Annotated in this window: 16 protein-coding genes and 4 tRNA genes; 9 read left to right on the forward strand and 11 right to left on the reverse strand. The window is 63.6% G+C overall.

Translation table 11 applies throughout. The annotated features are described in order from the left end of the window. The first annotated feature begins 7 nt into the window (after positions 1–7). Positions 8–466, forward strand: coding sequence for a GtrA family protein (locus KBX18_RS02675; protein WP_255994716.1), 459 nt, complete (start codon positions 8–10; stop codon positions 464–466). 18 nt (positions 467–484) lie between these two features. Here KBX18_RS02675 and KBX18_RS02680 read toward each other — a convergent pair whose 3' ends face one another. Further along, the gene (locus KBX18_RS02680; RefSeq protein WP_005287402.1) at positions 485–1,402 is read right to left on the reverse strand and encodes a glycosyltransferase; all 918 of its coding nucleotides are present in this window, start codon (positions 1,400–1,402) and stop codon (positions 485–487) included. Between the two features lie 89 nt (positions 1,403–1,491). Here KBX18_RS02680 and KBX18_RS02685 point away from each other — a divergent pair, with 89 nt between their 5' ends. Continuing rightward, positions 1,492–2,412, forward strand: a complete 921-nt coding sequence (locus tag KBX18_RS02685) for a hypothetical protein (protein WP_255994717.1) — start codon at positions 1,492–1,494, stop codon at positions 2,410–2,412. Positions 2,413–2,598: 186 nt separating this feature from the next. Here KBX18_RS02685 and KBX18_RS02690 read toward each other — a convergent pair whose 3' ends face one another. Both KBX18_RS02690 and KBX18_RS02695 read right to left on the reverse strand, forming a co-directional pair. Continuing rightward, positions 2,599–3,417 (reverse strand): ABC transporter ATP-binding protein, encoded by an 819-nt coding sequence (locus KBX18_RS02690; protein WP_255994718.1) that lies wholly within the window; start codon positions 3,415–3,417, stop codon positions 2,599–2,601. A 10-nt stretch (positions 3,418–3,427) separates the two neighbouring features. Next, the gene (locus KBX18_RS02695; protein ID WP_255994744.1) at positions 3,428–4,276 is read right to left on the reverse strand and encodes an ABC transporter permease; all 849 of its coding nucleotides are present in this window, start codon (positions 4,274–4,276) and stop codon (positions 3,428–3,430) included. 118 nt (positions 4,277–4,394) lie between these two features. Here KBX18_RS02695 and KBX18_RS02700 point away from each other — a divergent pair, with 118 nt between their 5' ends. Beyond that, entirely contained in the window at positions 4,395–5,657 is a 1,263-nt protein-coding gene (locus tag KBX18_RS02700) for an aminotransferase class V-fold PLP-dependent enzyme (protein ID WP_005287390.1), read from the forward strand. Between the two features lie 11 nt (positions 5,658–5,668). On the opposite strand, the gene KBX18_RS02705 is transcribed toward KBX18_RS02700, so the two are convergent. After that, on the reverse strand, positions 5,669–6,628 hold the full coding sequence (locus tag KBX18_RS02705) for an NAD(P)H-quinone oxidoreductase (RefSeq protein ID WP_255994719.1): 960 nt from the start codon (positions 6,626–6,628) through the stop codon (positions 5,669–5,671). Between the two features lie 48 nt (positions 6,629–6,676). Here KBX18_RS02705 and KBX18_RS02710 point away from each other — a divergent pair. Next, positions 6,677–6,764 (forward strand) — tRNA-Ser (locus KBX18_RS02710). 65 nt (positions 6,765–6,829) lie between these two features. Here KBX18_RS02710 and KBX18_RS02715 read toward each other — a convergent pair. From KBX18_RS02715 to KBX18_RS02725, 3 genes are read right to left on the reverse strand one after another with little or no spacing between them, the layout of a single operon-like run. Beyond that, the gene (locus tag KBX18_RS02715) at positions 6,830–7,213 is read right to left on the reverse strand and encodes a phage holin family protein (protein WP_005287384.1); all 384 of its coding nucleotides are present in this window, start codon (positions 7,211–7,213) and stop codon (positions 6,830–6,832) included. Positions 7,214–7,243: 30 nt separating this feature from the next. Then, entirely contained in the window at positions 7,244–7,657 is a 414-nt protein-coding gene (locus KBX18_RS02720; protein WP_005287382.1) for a hypothetical protein, read from the reverse strand. Between the two features lie 22 nt (positions 7,658–7,679). Continuing rightward, entirely contained in the window at positions 7,680–8,711 is a 1,032-nt protein-coding gene (locus KBX18_RS02725; RefSeq protein ID WP_255994722.1) for a histidinol-phosphate transaminase, read from the reverse strand. Positions 8,712–8,789: 78 nt separating this feature from the next. Here KBX18_RS02725 and KBX18_RS02730 point away from each other — a divergent pair. The 4 genes from KBX18_RS02730 to KBX18_RS02745 all read left to right on the forward strand — a co-directional run bounded on the left by KBX18_RS02730 (position 8,790) and on the right by KBX18_RS02745 (position 10,540). Further along, a tRNA-Ser gene (locus tag KBX18_RS02730) sits at positions 8,790–8,879 on the forward strand. 1 nt (position 8,880) lies between these two features. Beyond that, positions 8,881–8,956: transfer RNA gene (locus tag KBX18_RS02735), tRNA-Arg, on the forward strand. Positions 8,957–9,039: 83 nt separating this feature from the next. Further along, positions 9,040–10,404: a magnesium transporter gene (mgtE, locus tag KBX18_RS02740; RefSeq protein WP_255994723.1), complete on the forward strand. Its 1,365-nt coding sequence runs from the start codon at positions 9,040–9,042 to the stop codon at positions 10,402–10,404. A 60-nt stretch (positions 10,405–10,464) separates the two neighbouring features. Then, a tRNA-Arg gene (locus KBX18_RS02745) sits at positions 10,465–10,540 on the forward strand. Between the two features lie 97 nt (positions 10,541–10,637). Here the strand turns inward: KBX18_RS02745 and KBX18_RS02750 are convergent. The 4 genes from KBX18_RS02750 to KBX18_RS02765 form a co-directional block, all read right to left on the reverse strand. Continuing rightward, positions 10,638–11,543 (reverse strand): glycine betaine ABC transporter substrate-binding protein, encoded by a 906-nt coding sequence (locus KBX18_RS02750; protein ID WP_005287360.1) that lies wholly within the window; start codon positions 11,541–11,543, stop codon positions 10,638–10,640. Positions 11,544–11,746: 203 nt separating this feature from the next. Continuing rightward, positions 11,747–12,628, reverse strand: a complete 882-nt coding sequence (locus KBX18_RS02755) for a proline/glycine betaine ABC transporter permease (RefSeq protein WP_255994724.1) — start codon at positions 12,626–12,628, stop codon at positions 11,747–11,749. Continuing rightward, entirely contained in the window at positions 12,628–13,893 is a 1,266-nt protein-coding gene (locus KBX18_RS02760; RefSeq protein WP_255994725.1) for a glycine betaine/L-proline ABC transporter ATP-binding protein, read from the reverse strand. Before KBX18_RS02760 ends, KBX18_RS02755 begins: the two co-directional genes overlap by 1 nt. Before the next feature lie 146 nt (positions 13,894–14,039). Further along, positions 14,040–15,083 carry a prephenate dehydrogenase gene (locus KBX18_RS02765; protein WP_255994726.1) on the reverse strand — a complete coding sequence of 348 codons (1,044 nt, stop codon included), beginning with the start codon at positions 15,081–15,083 and terminating at the stop codon, positions 14,040–14,042. Between the two features lie 39 nt (positions 15,084–15,122). Between KBX18_RS02765 and KBX18_RS02770 the strand changes: the two genes are divergently transcribed. Further along, on the forward strand, positions 15,123–15,611 hold the full coding sequence (locus KBX18_RS02770) for a tRNA adenosine deaminase-associated protein (RefSeq protein WP_005287348.1): 489 nt from the start codon (positions 15,123–15,125) through the stop codon (positions 15,609–15,611).

A 15,611-nucleotide genomic window follows, 5' to 3' on the forward strand; every position in this document is an offset into this window, starting at 1 on the left:
AACCGCTGTGACCTCCAAGGTTGAAACGACACACCCGATGAGCGCGAAGCGGCAGCTGCTGCGGTTCGTGATCATCGGTATCTTCTGCGCAATGCTCGACTTCGGGCTGACGTACCTGCTCGACCACTCCTTCGGTTTCACGCGCGTGTCCGCGAAAGTGGTCGGCTGGTGCTTCGGCACGCTCGTCGCGTACCTGCTCAACTCGCGGTTCACGTTCCAGGCGAAGATCACCGGCAAGCGGGCGCTAGCCGTGTTCATCCTCTACGCCTCCACATTCGGCATCCAAGTCTTCCTCTACTGGATCACTAACCCGCCGCTCATCGCGCTCGGCGTCGAGGACCCGTGGAAAGACTTCATCGCCTTCGTCATCGCCCAAGGCGTGGCGACGATCACCAACTTCATCCTCCAGCGCGTCCTTATCTTTAAGCAGCCGACGAAGGTCGTGGCCGAGACTGATCCATCTTGATCCGGACGTCGGCCCGGATCAAGGGCGGCGGAAGTCCTCGTTCGCGCCCATCCGCAGCAAGCGCAGCCACTCGCGGAACTCCCGCGGGTTCTTGCGTTGGATCAAGAAGAACCAACCGAAACGCACCAGCTCCTGCAGCTGCATCTTCTTCATGCCGCGCTGACCGATGATGTAGCCGCGGTTGCGGTAGGTGAAATAGCGCTTGACCTCATTATCCGGCCACTGGGCGTGCGCGCGGCCGCCCATGATCGGGTGGAACTCGGCAGAGCCGTCCGGGTGCAGGTAGCTGGTGGTCAGCGCGGTGCCGTATTTCATGCCGGACTGGGCCAGGCGGCGGTGGTATTCGACCTCGTCGCCGCGGATGAACAGGCGGTAGTCGGGCACGCCGATGCGCTCCATCGCCTTTGCGCTGATCAGAGCGCCGTTGAAGAGGCTCGCGTACTGCGGGAGGTAGTCTCCCTCCAGCTCGCTGCGGCGCCGGTGCCAGATCAGGCCTTGGCGCAGCGGAAAAGCGAGCTGGTCAGGGTCATCGATATTGGCCACGACGGGGGAGACCTCAGTCAGACCCTCCCGCGCGGCGACGCGGTAGAGCTCCTCCAGCACGCCCGGGTCGGCGGGGCGGCCGTCGTCGTCGGCGCACCAAATCGCGTCCGCGCCGAGGGCGAGCGCGTGCAGAAAGCCGTATGCGAATCCGCCCGCGCCGCCGAGGTTCGTGTGCGACGCCATGTAAACGCCCTTGTCGCCGGCAAGGTCTTGGATCAACTCACGGACTTCGTCTTCTGCGCCGTTATCCACCACGATCACCCAATCGACCGGGTGAGTCTGATTCGCCACCATCTCCAGCGAGTGCCTGAGCAGCCCAGCGCGCTTGTGCGTGACAATCACCGCCGCGGTGGTGCCGTTCGGGTTCAGCAGCGCATCGGTGGTGGAAGTCATGGGGACTATTGTGCCACGGCGGAGGGAACGGATAAGGGAAGCGCTGCGGTGAGGGAACCGTAACGGGGTCAGCGCCTGTCTAACAGTCCATGGCATTGCGCAACAACATGGACATCACCGCCAATGTGCACGGCGGCTTCTACCTGGACGGTCCTGGGGTGCAGGTTTCGCGGCGGTTCTGGATGGCGGAGCCGTTCGCTTTGGCACGTTCTTCGGAGCTGGGGCACCGGGCGCCCGCAGCCACACGGGCCGTTGCGATGGTGTTGGAGCACCCCGGTTGCTCAGTCAGCGGATTCAGCGCGTTAGCCGTGTTCGGCCTGAGGTTCTTTGCGGATTCGTTCCATACGACACTGCATGGTGCTGTCCGAAAAACCGTCGAAGCGACCCAATACACACCGCGGATTACCCGAGCCCGCCCACGAAATACATGGACTGTCCGCTACCAGGGGCAGCCGATTCGGATCTCAGAGCCAGGGTCCGCCGTCGTGGAAGCCCTGCAGTGCATCCGCGCCGGGGAGATCCGGTGGCCCGTCGCCACGGTTGACGGGTGGAGTCCAGCGGACCTCAGAGCCCTGCAGCTTATCGACGCTTCCCGCCGCCACCTCAACATCCACCCCGACCTCATTTACAACGCTGCCCGGAACCGCCTGCCCCGCGCATGGCTGAAAAGGATCGTCGAAGCGTCCAGTGATCTCGCCGATTCCCCGAAAGAGACCGAAATGCGGCTGATCGCCCAACAGATCTGCGAAGAACTCGGGGTCGAACTGTGTGAGCAGGTGACGGTCTCCGATGACAACGGCATCATTACTACCTTTGACCTGGCTATTACCGAACTAGGGATCGGCCTCATGTATGACGGCGAGCACCACCTGCAGCGTAGTCAGCGCGACCGGGACTCGGCCATCAACCTCAGGTGCGTCATGCAAGGGTGGACAGTACTTAGATTCACCGCCGGAACGATGGGCAAGATCGCCCAGTTGCTGAGGGAGCTGATCTCCCAGCGGTTGTGAACCAGGCGGTTATGGCCCGGGCGGCGGCCGCGGCGGGCGGTGTGAACGATTTAGCGCACCGACCTATAAGCCCCGAGCAGTAAGTGCAGGTCAGGGGGTTATGGCCTGAACGATACGGGGCCGAAATGCTCACATCGTTCACCGCTGGTGCTTTGGCTGGGGCCCGAGGCCCTGGAGTTTAGGTCCCTAGTCCTCCTGGTCTGCCTGATCGTCCCGGTCCTCATCGTCGAAACGGACGAGCAGGTCGCGGACGTAGTCGCCGGCTTCTTTGCCTTCGTAGGCTTCGACGACGTCGTCGACAAGCCCGGCCTGGCGTACTTCCCCTTTGTCGATCCACAGTGCGGTGTTGCACAGCTGCGCCAAGAAGTCGTTGGAGTGGGAGGCGAAGACGAGGATGCCGGAGCGTTTGACCAGTTCAGCCAACCGGACGCGGGCTTTGGCCATGAAGGCGGCGTCGACGGCGCCGATGCCTTCGTCGAGAAGCAAAATCTCGGGCTCGATGGATGTGACCACTCCGAGCGCCAACCTCACGCGCATACCGGTGGAGTAGGTGCGCAGGGGCATGGCCAGGTAGTCGCCGAGCTCGGAGAACTCAGCGATTTCGTCCATTTTGGCCTTCATTTGTTTGCGGGTCTGGCCGAGGAACAGTCCGCGGATGATGATGTTCTCGTAGCCGGAAATCTCCGGGTCCATGCCCACGCCGAGGTCGAAGACGGGGGCGACGCGGCCGCGGACATCGGCGACGCCGCGGGTGGGTTCATAGATGCCCGAAAGAAGGCGCAGCAAGGTGGACTTGCCGGCGCCGTTGTGGCCGACTAGACCGACGCGGTCGCCTTCGCGCAGGTGCAGGTTAATGTCCTTCAACGCCTCGACGACGACCGTGTTGGAGGCGTTCTTGCCGATCGCCCCTCCGGCCGAGGACATGACGGCCTTCTTCAGGGAGCGGGACTTGGCATCGAAGATAGGGAAGTCGACGCAGGCGTTGTAGGTGTCAATAGAAACCACGTGAAACTCCTTACACCCAGTACGGTACGCGGAAGCGCCACTGGCGCATCACCAGCAGGGCGGCGAGCAGGCCGACAGCAGTGAAGGCCAGCACGATCCACCAGTGATAAGCGGCCAGGTCGCGGCCGATCAGGGGCGCGCGGACGATTTCGAGGTAGTGGTAGAGGGGGTTGAGCTCGGCGAGCATGGCGCGCTGGGCGACATCGCCGCGTTGCTCCTTCAGGGTCTGGGTGGTCCAGACGATCGGGGTGACGTAGAACAGCAGCTGTACCAGCGCCTCCAGCAGAGGCGCGACATCGCGGAAACGCGTGGCGATGATCCCGAACAGCATGGTCACCCACACCCCGTTGAGGATCATCAGGGCCAGTGCCGGGATGAACAGCAACAGATCCCACCCCAGCTCGAGGCGGAAGATCAGCACGAGCACGAGCCAGATGACCATGTTGTGCGCGAAGAACAGCAGCTGGCGCCACACTAGGCGGTACACGTGGACAGACAGCGCCGACGGAAGCTGCTTGATCAGCCCTTCGTTCTCAATGAATACATTCGCGCCGTCTTTTATGCACCCGGAGATGAAGCCCCACACGATGAAGCCGACGGTGACGTGCGGCAGGAACTCGCGCACCGGAATCTGGAACAGCATGGAGTACAGCAGGCCCAGGGCCAGCGCCATCACGCCGGTAGCGATCGTGATCCACAGTGGGCCGAGCACGCTGCGGCGGTAGCGCTGTTTGATGTCCTGCCAGCCCAATTGCAGCCACAGTTCGTACTGGCCCCACCCGCGGGTGAGGTCGGCTGCCGCAGCGCGGAAGGTTTTGGACTTCGACGCTGGGGTGGTCTCGTCGGCGGAGGACGTCATGCGGGAGACGTCGGAAAGCAATGTTGCCTTGTCTTGCACACTTAACAGCTTAGTGCCAAGATCCTTAAATATTGCTAAGGGGCCGATGGTGCGTCCCGCCTGGTATGGGTGCATACTAGTGAAACACTTAGTTCGGAAGGAGGAGACCGTGGATTACGGTGCGGAGTATGACGTGTACCGCGTTCGCGGGCTGTACGCCTCGCTTTCCGACGGCTGGACTTACCTGAATTCCCACGACTGCCCACAGATCCCAGAGCGAGTCTCCGCGGCTGTGTCTCGGTCGTTCCGGATGGCGCCGCAGGTGCCGGCGCGTGAGTTTCACTCCGGTTCGCACTCGGGGCAGTCTGTCGGTCGTCCTGAGGGTGACAATCTGCTGGAGGCCGCGCGTCATGCTGTGGCGGACCTCGTGGGGGCGAGCGCGGACCGGGTGATTCTCGGTGCCAGCCTGCCGGTGCTTTACAGCGCTCTGGTCACGTCGATGGAGCCGCAGTTCCGGTACGACTCGTCTGTGGTGGTCAGCAGCCTGGACCGGTGCGAGTTGCGCACGGCCGTGTCGCGGGCGCGGGCGCAGGTCCGCACGGCTCACGCTGAGCTGGGCACGGGCGAGCTTCCATCGTGGCAATACGAGCAGCTTGTCGACGGCTCCACCCGCCTCGTCTCCATTCCCGCCGCCCACGCAGAACTGGGGTCGGTGACGGAAGTGTCCGAGATTGCCGAGCGTGTCCGCTCCCGTTCGCGCGCCTGGGTGCTTGTCGACGCGACGGCGTACGCCCCGTACCACCGCATCGATTTTGATAAGTGGGACGCCGACATTGTCGCCTTGGATATGGCGGCGCTGGGTGGGCCGCAGGTCGCAGCGCTCGTCTTGCGCGACGCGGCGATGCTTAAGCGTGTCGACTCGCAGGTGCTGGGCATCGTCAGCGCCGGCGTGGCCCCCGGTCTTGCCGGCGGTGTCACTGCTGCGGTGGACCACTTGGCGGGTCTCGCGCCGGAGCTGCCCGGCCGGGGCACGCGCCGGGCGCGCCTCGACCGTTCGATGGCTGAGATGTCGACCTACCTGGGTGGCCTGCGCGATGACCTGTACACCTTCCTGGGTACGTGGCCGCACGTGCACATTCTCGGCAGCTCCGGGGAGGCGGCAGCGGATGCGACGACGGAACGCCTGCCGCGCCTGACTTTCGGCGTGCAGGGCGTGCCGGCACCGACGGTGTATGAGCGGTTGTTCGACAACGGCATCGTGACCACCCTGACCCGGCCGACCCCGCTTTTGACGGATATGGGCCTGGAGGAAATCGGCGGCGGCGTGACCGTCGGCCTCGGGCCGTTCAATACCTACCAGGACATCGAGCAGGTCATGCGCGTCGTCGCGTCGCTGGCGTAGCTGGCTTCGGGCTAATCGACAACAAGGACGACCTTCCCGGTGGAGGTGCCGGAGTCGAGGTGATCGTGGGCTGCTGCGGCTTCGGCAAGCGGGAACGTCTTAGTCAGCTGGTGCTTGATCGAACCGTCCTCAATGAGCGGCCACACGTGCTCCTCGGTGGAGCGGCAAATATCTGCCTTCATCGCCCGCGGGCGAGCGCGCAGGGTCGTGGCGTGCACCGACAGGCGGCGCGGCATCATCCGGCCCAACGAGAGCTCGCCCTTCGGGCCACCCTGCACAGCGATGACGATGAGCTTGCCGTCGGTCGCCAGGGATTTGATGTTGTCCTCGAGGTACGGCCCACCGACGACATCGAGGATCACGTCGCAGGATCCCTTGAGCTCGTCGACGAAATCCTGCTCTTTGTAATTAATGAGGATGTCGGCGCCAAGCTCCTTGCAGTACTCGAGCTTTTCTGCCGAGCCCGCGGTGACCGCGACTTCCGCACCGAGTGCCTTGCACAGCTGGATGGCAAACGAGCCGATGCCGCCGGAACCGCCATGAATAAGGACGCGGTCGCCCTCGCCGACGCCGGCGAGCATGCCCAGGTTGGACCAGACGGTGGTGGCCACCTCAATGACAGCAGCGGTTTCGATCAGAGACAGTCCGTCCGGGATGCGCATGAGCTGGCCCTCCGGCACAGCGACGTACTCGGCGTAGCCGCCGCCGGCGAGCAGGCACGCTACCTCGTCGCCGACCTTGCGGTCAGTGTCGCCCGCGTCGACGATCTCACCGGTGCATTCCAGGCCGATAATCTCAGACTCGCCCTTCGGCGGTGGGTAATTGCCCTCCGCCTGCACAAGGTCGGCGCGGTTGACGCCGGTCGCGTGAATTTTCACGAGGACTTCGCCTTCGCGGAGGACGGGGGTGGGGGCGTCGACAAGCTCGAGCGAACGCGGGTTCTCTGGGTCCGTGACGGTAATTGCTTTCATGGTGCCCCAGGGTAGTAAAGTTTTGTGGGCGCCCTGATCGGGCAGCAAGGAGACGTGGCAGAGCGGCCGAATGCACTGGTCTTGAAAACCAGCGAGGGTCACACCTCCAGGGGTTCAAATCCCCTCGTCTCCGCCAGAATTTTCGCTCAAAGACGAAAGGCGCCCCAGCGGGGGCGCCTTGTGTGGGGGAGTGGACGTTACTTAAGCGTCAGTCTTCACCTTGTCGCCGCCGATGGCGCGGAAGATGCCGCCGACGATCCAGGACGCGATCGCCATGACGATGGCACCGAAGAACGCGGACCAGAAGCCGTCAATCTGCAGGCCGTTACCGATGCTGTCGGAAATCCAGCCGGTCAGGGAGAATAGCAGGGTGTTGACGATCAGGGAGAACAAGCCCAGCGTGAGAACCTTCAGCGGGAAGCTGATCAGGTTCACCAGCGGGGAGATGAACGCGTTGACGAACATGAACACCAGGGCGACCCAGATGAACGCGCCGATGCCGCCGAAGATCTCTACGCCCGGGACGATAACGGTGACCAGCCACAGGGCCAGTGCTGTAACTACGAGGTCGACAATGAAACGCATGAACTTACCTTTTCTTTAGTGGTCTTGTTTTTACTGTTCGAAGAACTCGTGGATGATGTGGAACTGGCGCTCACCGGGGATCTCGGCGAACTCGCGCTGAGCTTTCCGTCGCGTCGGGCCGTCTTTCGCGACCACTACCTTCACCTGCTCCAATGCAATCGGCGAGGCTACCTCTACCGTAGCGTGTGCGTCGGGCTGGCCGTAAGAGAGCTGCTGCGGGTCGATGTTCCGCCCGGCCAGCGCATCTGCCACGCCGTCTAGGTCGCCGACAGGGACACCGAGGAGCACGGTGTCGTCGTTCAGCGCCATCGCGCGCGGGGCCAAGTAAAGAGTCGTCGCGTCGGGCGCGGGGGCCCACGCGATCCAGGCGGAAACGTTGTCGCGGGTGGGGGCAGAGCCGTCGCCGGTGGCGAAGCCGGAGTTCAAAGAGTAATTCAGCTGCATGAGCACCAGCGTACGGATTTTTCTAGGTGACCGCGTCCCACGCGGAGAGGAACTCGTTGGCTTCTTCGCAGTTAGTCACCGTGACGCGGAGCCCCTCGGGGAAGGCGCGCACGAGCACACCGCGCCGGGCAAGATCAGCGGCGATGTCGGCTGGTTCGCGCTCGCACTTCTCGGCGGGGAGCCACACAAAGTTGGCCTGGGAGCGGGCGGCGCCGATGCGGTCGGCGACCTCGTCACGGACCTCGACGGTGTCTTCGAGGCGGGCCAACAGCTCGTCGGAGTGGTGCAGCGAAGCCAGCGCCCCGGCTTGGGCGATGGCGGAGACTTGGAAGGGGACGCCGACTTTGTTCACGGCGTCGATCAGGTCCCGGTGCCCGAAGGCGTATCCGATGCGCACGCCCGCCAGACCGTACGCCTTGGAGAAGGTGCGCAAACACAGGACATTGTCGTGCTCCCGCCAAACGTCGCAGCCGTTGACGGCATCGGGGTCGCGGTTGAACTCGACGTACGCCTCATCGAGCGCCACGGTGACATGAGCCGGAACGCGCGCCATGAAGTCGTCGAACTCGGCGCGGGTCACCACTGCGCCCGATGGGTTGTTGGGGGAGCAGAGGTAGACCAGGGACGTTCGTTCGTCGATGGTGGACGCGATGGTGTGCAGGTCGAGGTGGCCGTCGTCAAGCAAAGGCACCGGTCGCGGCTCGGCCCCGGCGATGCGGCAGAAGATGGGGTACGCCTCGAAGCTGCGCCACGGGAAGACGATGTTGTTCTCCGGTGTGGACGTGGCCTGCGCGAGCTGCTGGCACAGCGCAGACGAACCGCATCCGACGGCGATGTTGCCCGGGTCGACGCCGAGGTGTTTGCCCAAAGCTGTGCGCAGCTGCGTCGTGCCCATGTCCGGGTAGCGGTTGCCGGTGATCGCGGCCTTGGCCATCGCCTCTGCAGCCGCCGGGAGAGGCTGGCCGGCAACCTCGTTCGAGGACAGCTTCAGCGCCTCCGGATCAGACGTGCCGGGGACGTAGGCGGGGATGGCGGCGAGGTCAGGGCGGATCATGCTCAAAGATTCTAGACAGGTGTTTTGGCCGACCGCACGAATGTGGGTAATGTAAGTCCAGGCCTGCTGAAGGCCGTTGGAGATGTGCCAGAGTGGCCGATTGGGGCTCCCTGCTAAGGAGTTGACCTTTCACGAGGTCCGCAGGTTCAAATCCTGTCATCTCCGCCACGCGCCCGTAGCTCAACGGATAGAGCATCTGACTACGGATCAGAAGGTTGGGGGTTCGAATCCCTCCGGGCGCACCATTTTTAGCTCCTACTCGGACTTCGCTGGCCGGGATATTCCGCTACCCTCAAGCTTCGGAATATCCCGAGGTGAAAGGACCAGCATGGCCACCGTTGAGCAGCACGATGCCCTGGTTGAGCTCGAGCGCATGATCGACTCGCACGACATCGACGGCGACCACGCCGAAAAGATCTCCGGCCTATTAGAAGAGGCCCAGCTCAACGACATCATCTGGCTGATTGAACGCTCGCCCGTCAAGCGCGGTGCCGTGCTGTTCCGCCTGCTGTCGCCCGAGCGCGCCGGCGCTGTCTTCGACGCGCTCGACCCCAACCACCAGGCCGACATGGTGCGCGCGCTTGGCGACGATGAAGTCGCCGCATTCTTCGAGGAGATGGGTGCGGAAGACCGCGTCATGCTTCTCGACGAGCTTCCCGCCCCGGTGGCCGACCGCCTCCTCAAAGAGCTCAACGAGCAGGACCAAGAGAACACGAATGTGGTCCTCGGCTACGAAAAGGGCTCGGTCGGCCGTGTCATGTCTCCGGAGATCCCGGAGATCTACGGGGACATGACCGCGCAAGAGGTCGCGAACCTGCTGCGCGAAGAGGCCGAGGAGCTGGAGACCATCTACACCATCCCGGTGATGGATGAAGACCGGCAGCTGGTGGGCATTGTGAAAATGCGCGACCTGTTCCTCGCGGACGCCAACGACCTCGTGTCTGACCTAGTGCAGGATTCGCCGTGGGCGCAGGCGGAGGATGATGCAGAAGACACCGCCCGCTGGTTCCTCCCGCTGGCGCTGCTGGCCATCCCGGTGGTGGACAACAACAACCGCCTGGTGGGCATTTTCACCTTCGACGAGGCTCAGGCCGTGGTCGAGTCCGAGGACACCGAGGACAGCGCCCGCCAGGGTGGTTCGGAAGCACTGAAGCGGCCGTACCTGTCCACGCCCGTGTTCACCCTGATGCGTTCGCGCATCGTGTGGCTGCTGGTGCTGGCGATCTCGGCGATTCTCACCGTGCAGGTCCTGGACGTGTTCGAGGGGAAGCTCGAGCAGGCCGTGGTGCTGTCCTTGTTCATTCCGCTGCTCACCGGCACCGGAGGAAACACCGGCAACCAGGCGGCAACGACCGTGACGCGTGCCCTTGCGCTTGGCGACGTCCACAAGTCCGACATCCTCAAAGTCATGTGGCGTGAAATCCGCGTCGGGTTCATGCTGGGGGCCGTTCTCGGCTCGATCGGTTTCGTGCTGGCCTCGTTGGTCTACGACTTGGACATCGGCATCATCATCGGGTCGACCCTGCTGGCCATTTGCACAATGTCGGCGACTGTGGGCGGAGCCATGCCGATCGTGGCCAAGACCGTCGGGGCGGATCCGGCGGTGTTTTCCAACCCGTTCATCTCCACATTCTGCGATGCGACGGGTCTGATCATCTACTTCCTCATCGCTACCTCGGTCCTGGGCCTGTGACCTGCTGATTTTGCCTGCTGTTCACCGTGGTGTACCGTTACATCTCGTTACAAAAAGCACGCGCCCGTAGCTCAACGGATAGAGCATCTGACTACGGATCAGAAGGTTGGGGGTTCGAATCCCTCCGGGCGCACCAATAAAATGAGGGCCCTACCTGGTGTTTCAGGTAGGGCCCTTCGCTTTTGCCTACCCCTGCGCTGCAGCGAGCGCGGAGCTGCTAGGAACTCAAAAGACTAGCTCTCGAGATCCTTGACAATGTCGGGGTTCTCGCCCAGCCATGCCTCGATCGCTTCAGGCTCCTTGCCTTCGCCGTACTCGTTGACCACGGTGTCCTCGAGGGAGCCGTACTCGTCGTCGGAGAGCTTCAGGTCCTCGAGCCACTTGGCCACCTCGGGGTTGTCCTCGGCGAAGCCGCCGCGTGCGAGCCAGTGCAGGGACTCCGGCTCACCGAGTGCGCCCTTCGGGTCCTCCAGGTCCTTGACCGGGAACTTGGAGTTGGCCCAGAACGGGCGCCACAGGGTGACGACGATGTCCTTCTCGCCGTCCACCGCGGTCTGCAGCTCGGAAAGCATAGCCGGGGTGGAAGAGGTGGACAGGGAGTATCCGTCGGCATCCAGACCGTACTCGGTGATGGCCTCCTCGGAGGCCTTGGTCAGGCCGGCGCCCGGCTCGATGCCGACGACCTTGCCGCCGAAGTCGTCCGCCTTGCCCTTCAGGTCCTCAATGGAGTTGATGTCCTCCATGTACTCTGGGACAGCCCAGGTGAGCAGTGCATTGTCGTAGTACGCGCCGAGGTCCTCGATGTCGTCGGAGTACTTGTCCATGTACTGCGCGTGGGTCTTCTCCGGCCATGCGGACGGGTACAGGTCGATATCGCCCTTGGCCAGGCCGGCGTAGAGGACGGCGGCGTCGGTGAGGGTCTCGTGCTCGACGGTGTAGCCGGCGGCCTCGAGCTTGTTCTCCAGCAGGTAAGCGGTGGACAGGCCGTCGGTCCAGGACGGCAGGTAGCCCAGGGTGATGGTGCCCTTGTCTCCGTCGCCCCCTTCGCTCGAAGCGGTGTCGCCAGAGTCGGAGCATGCCGTCAGCCCGAAGATGAGCGTGGCGGCAGACAGCGTAGCTAGCGTTTTACGGATGGTCATTGAAAGTAAGTCCCTTCTTCGACTGTGTAAGACAAAATCTCCGTGCCCCCCGTCCCCGCCAGAAAAGGCGGCGCCGCCTCACCCCGAGTGATTCAGCGGTGAAGCGGCGCGCGCATTTCTCCAGCAGATGTGGGGTTATTCCACCAATTATAGAGAATGATCCAATCTTCAGCCAAGGAAAATTACAGGTAGGGCGGAGTGCGCTAGTTTTTTCGATTCCGGATCTGGGTCAAAAGAGACGACTTATATGCATTCAAATCGCCCAGTGCGGCGGTGAGGCGGTCGAGGTAGACCGCCAGGATGACCACGGCCAGACCCGCTTCGACACCCTGGGCGACATCCAGAGTGGAGATCGCGGCGGTGACTTCTTTGCCCAGACCGTCGGCGCCCACCATGCCAGCGATGACAGCCATGGAAAGCGAGAGCATGATGACCTGGTTGATTCCGGCCATGATCGTCGGCACTGCCAGCGGCAGCTGGATGCCGCGCAGAATCTGCCACGGGGTCGCGCCGTAGGAACGGCCGGCCTCGACGGTCTCCTCGTCCACCTGGCGGATGCCCAGCTCCGTCATGCGCACGCCCGGGGGCAGCGCGAAGATGATGGTGGAGAACACGCCCGGCACGACACCGATGGAGAAGAAGGTCACGGCCGGAATCAGATAGACGAATGCCGGCATGGTCTGCATGAAGTCCATGATCGGGCGGACGATCTTGCTCACCGTCTCCGACTTCGCCGCCCAGATGCCCAGCGGGATCGCCATGATTACCGCGGTCAGGGTGGACACGAGCACCAGCGACATTGTCTGCAGCATGGTCTCCCACTGCCGCATGCCCATCACCAGCAGGAAGCCGATCAAAGCGCCGAGGGCCAAGCGCCAGGAGCGGACGAACCAGGCGATGAGCACCAGGATGGCCAGCAGAATGAAGACCGGGATGGACAACAGTGCGTTGGAAAAGCCCTCGACGAGGAATGTCATGACGGCACTGAAGGCGTCGAAAAGCACTGTGGCATTGTCTGTGAGCCAGTCGATGCCGTCGTTGACCCAGTCGCCGACGTTGATGCGGGGAATCAAAGTCTGGTCCATTACTCGTTCACCTCGTTGGTCGTGGTGTGTGCAGTGGTTGCAGCGCGGGCATCGGCATCGTCGGCGGCGGCCGCCGCGGCGGGATCGCTGCTCTCAGTGGATGCGGCGGACAGTAGCGTCACGCGTGGGACGACACCGCAGAATTTGCCGTCGTTGTCCGTGACCACGATCGGGGTCGGGGAGTCCGCGGCGAGCTGGAACAGCTCGTGAAGGGGGGTGTCTTTGTGGACGGTGTGAGTTGCCGGGCCGTCGTTAAGCGGAAGCGCGTTCTCGCTGTTGCGCACGGCGCGCGCGACAGCGTCTTCCCACACGATGCCGGCGGGCGTGCGGTCGCGGTTGAGAACGACGAGCCACGGGTTCTGCGTCTCGCGCAGGAGTTTCTGCGCGGCGAGCGGGCCGTGGGCTGCGCCGAGGGTCTCCTTCGGCTGCTCGGCGATGTTGTCGGCGGTGAGCACGCGCGCACGGTCGACGTCTTTGACGAAGTCGGCGACGAAGTTATTCGCCGGGTTCTGGAGGATTTCTTCGGCGGTGCCGATCTGCTCGATGCGGCCGGACCGCATCATCGCGATGCGGTCGCCGATGCGCATTGCTTCGTTGAGGTCGTGGGTGATGAACAAAATGGTCTTGTTCAGCTTGCCCTGCAGCTCGATGAGCTGGTCCTGCATGTCTTTGCGGATCAGCGGGTCGAGCGCGGAGAATGCCTCGTCCATGAGCAGGACATCGGTGTCCGCAGCGAGCGCGCGGGCGAGGCCGACGCGCTGCTGCATGCCGCCGGAGAGTTCGCCCGGCATGTAGTCGGCCCATCCGTCGAGGTCGACCATGCGCAGCGCCTCGTGCGCCTTCTCGTCGCGCTCGGCCTTCGGCACGCCCTTGATTTCTAGGCCGTAGGCTGCGTTCTGCAGCACGGTGCGGTGGGGGAGCAGCGCGAAATGCTGGAAGACCATGGAGATCTTGTCGCGGCGGAGGTCGCGCAGCTGGGATTCGGACATCTCCGTCAACGGGGTGCCGTCGATCTCTAGGGTGCCGCCGGAGGCGGGCAAGAGTCCGTTGACCATGCGGATGAGCGTGGACTTGCCGCAGCCGGACAGGCCCATGATGACGAAAATCTCGCCCGGCTCCACATCGAAAGAGGCGTCGATGACGGCGGCTGTGCTGCCCTTTTTCATTAGTTCTTCGCGGCTCACGCCGTTTTCAAGGGCGGCGATCGCGTTCTGCGGATCTTTGCCGAAGACTTTATAGAGTCCCCGAGCTGAAATCGTTGTCATGCATGCCTCCAGAAAAATTACACTGAAAATTCAGGTTCTTCAGGGATTTCATCTTTCCACATACTTCACCCAGTATCGAGCTCAGAGAGTGGAGATCACGACATGCCGCACGATGAAACAGGGGCATAGACGAGGGCACGCGTGGACTAGAAGACGTCGATGCGCCCGCCGAGCGACTCGGTTTGCCGCAGTGCTTTGACCCAGCCGTGCGCACCAAGCTGGATGCGCATGACGGGGCGGGAGGAGATTTTCACCGGGGACACGGATTCGGCGCGGGCGCCCTTGCGTGCGCCCATCCGGGTGGCGGCGCGGTAGCCGGCACCGGCGAGCTGCTCGATGGAGGGGCGGTCCGGGTCGGCGAGGGAGTCGCGGGCATCCTGCAGGAGGACCAAGATCTCGTCGATAGTTTTCACCACGGCATCGGCGTTGGTCTCGCACATCGCGCGCACGAGTCCGGGCTCGGTACCGGCGACGCGGGTCGCTCCGCGGAAGGACCCAGCCGCCAGCGACTGGGCGAGGGTGCCGCCACGGTCACCGACGATGGCCAGCGCCTCGGCGAGCACGTGGGGCAGGTGGGAGACCCGTGCGACAGCTTCGTCGTGGGCAGCCACAGACACCGGCACGGCTTCCGCGCCGCAGATGCGGGCGAGCTCGCAGACGTCGGCAAACAGCTCGATCCAGTCCGCCGGCACCCGGCGACCTGCGTTGTCGCACTCGACGGCGTAGTCGTAGGTGACGGCCCAGGCCGCGCGGGTGAACAAGCCTTCGCGTGAGGCGCCCCAGCCGGAATCTTCGGTGCCGGACATGGGGTGCCCGCCAACGTAGCGCAGCTGCATGCCACGCTCGCGGATCAGATCGTAAACGGACTTCTTCACGCTCACCACATCTGTCACCCCGCAGTTCGGGGCGTACAGGGCGATGCCGTCGAGCACATCTTCCACGGCATGCATCGGCACGGCGACAATGATCAAGGCGTTGTCGGAGGCGGCGCGGGACAGCACGCTGGAAAGGTCATCGTGGACGTCGAAACCCTCGCGGGAGGCGGCGCGTGCGCCGGAGCGGGAGTGGTTGTAGCCGTAGACATCTACGCCGGCGGCGGCCAGATCTCGCATGATGGATCCCCCGATGAGCCCTAGCCCGATCACGCAGGTAGGGGGGAGTTCGCGCTTGCTCAGATTGTGGCCGTTCACCCTGACAAGTGTTCCACAACGCGGGTAGTCTGACTAGGCATGGGTGCAGAGTTTGAGGACGGCTACGCGGTGACCGTGGCCATGCGTGGTGGCGAGTGGGTTGTCGCAGGGTTCGACGACGACTTCGAGCACCTGTCCACCGCTGTGAAGGCAGTCCGCAACCTGCGTAGCGAGGGCGCTGCTTTCGCACTGCTGAACGTCGAGGAGGAGTACCTCGTCATTGTGCGCCCCGGCCCGAGTGACGTGCGCGTGCTCATCTCGGACGCGACGATGGGCGTGGACGATGATTTCGCTGCGGAGATCCTCGACCAGGCAGGCATTGACATCCCGGACATTGACCCGGATGAGCTGGACAATGTCGACGGGTGGGCGGACGGCGACTTCGCCATTCTGGAAGACGTTGGTCTCTCCGAGCAGGTGCTCGCAGTGCTTATCGACGACACCTCCGCCGACCCCTCCACCATCATCGACTCCATTGCGGACGAACTCGGCTTTGCCGACGAACTGGACCGCGTGATTAGGCGGTGA

This window comes from Corynebacterium sp. CCUG 69979, assembly GCF_024454095.1.
Lineage (GTDB): Bacteria > Actinomycetota > Actinomycetes > Mycobacteriales > Mycobacteriaceae > Corynebacterium > Corynebacterium genitalium.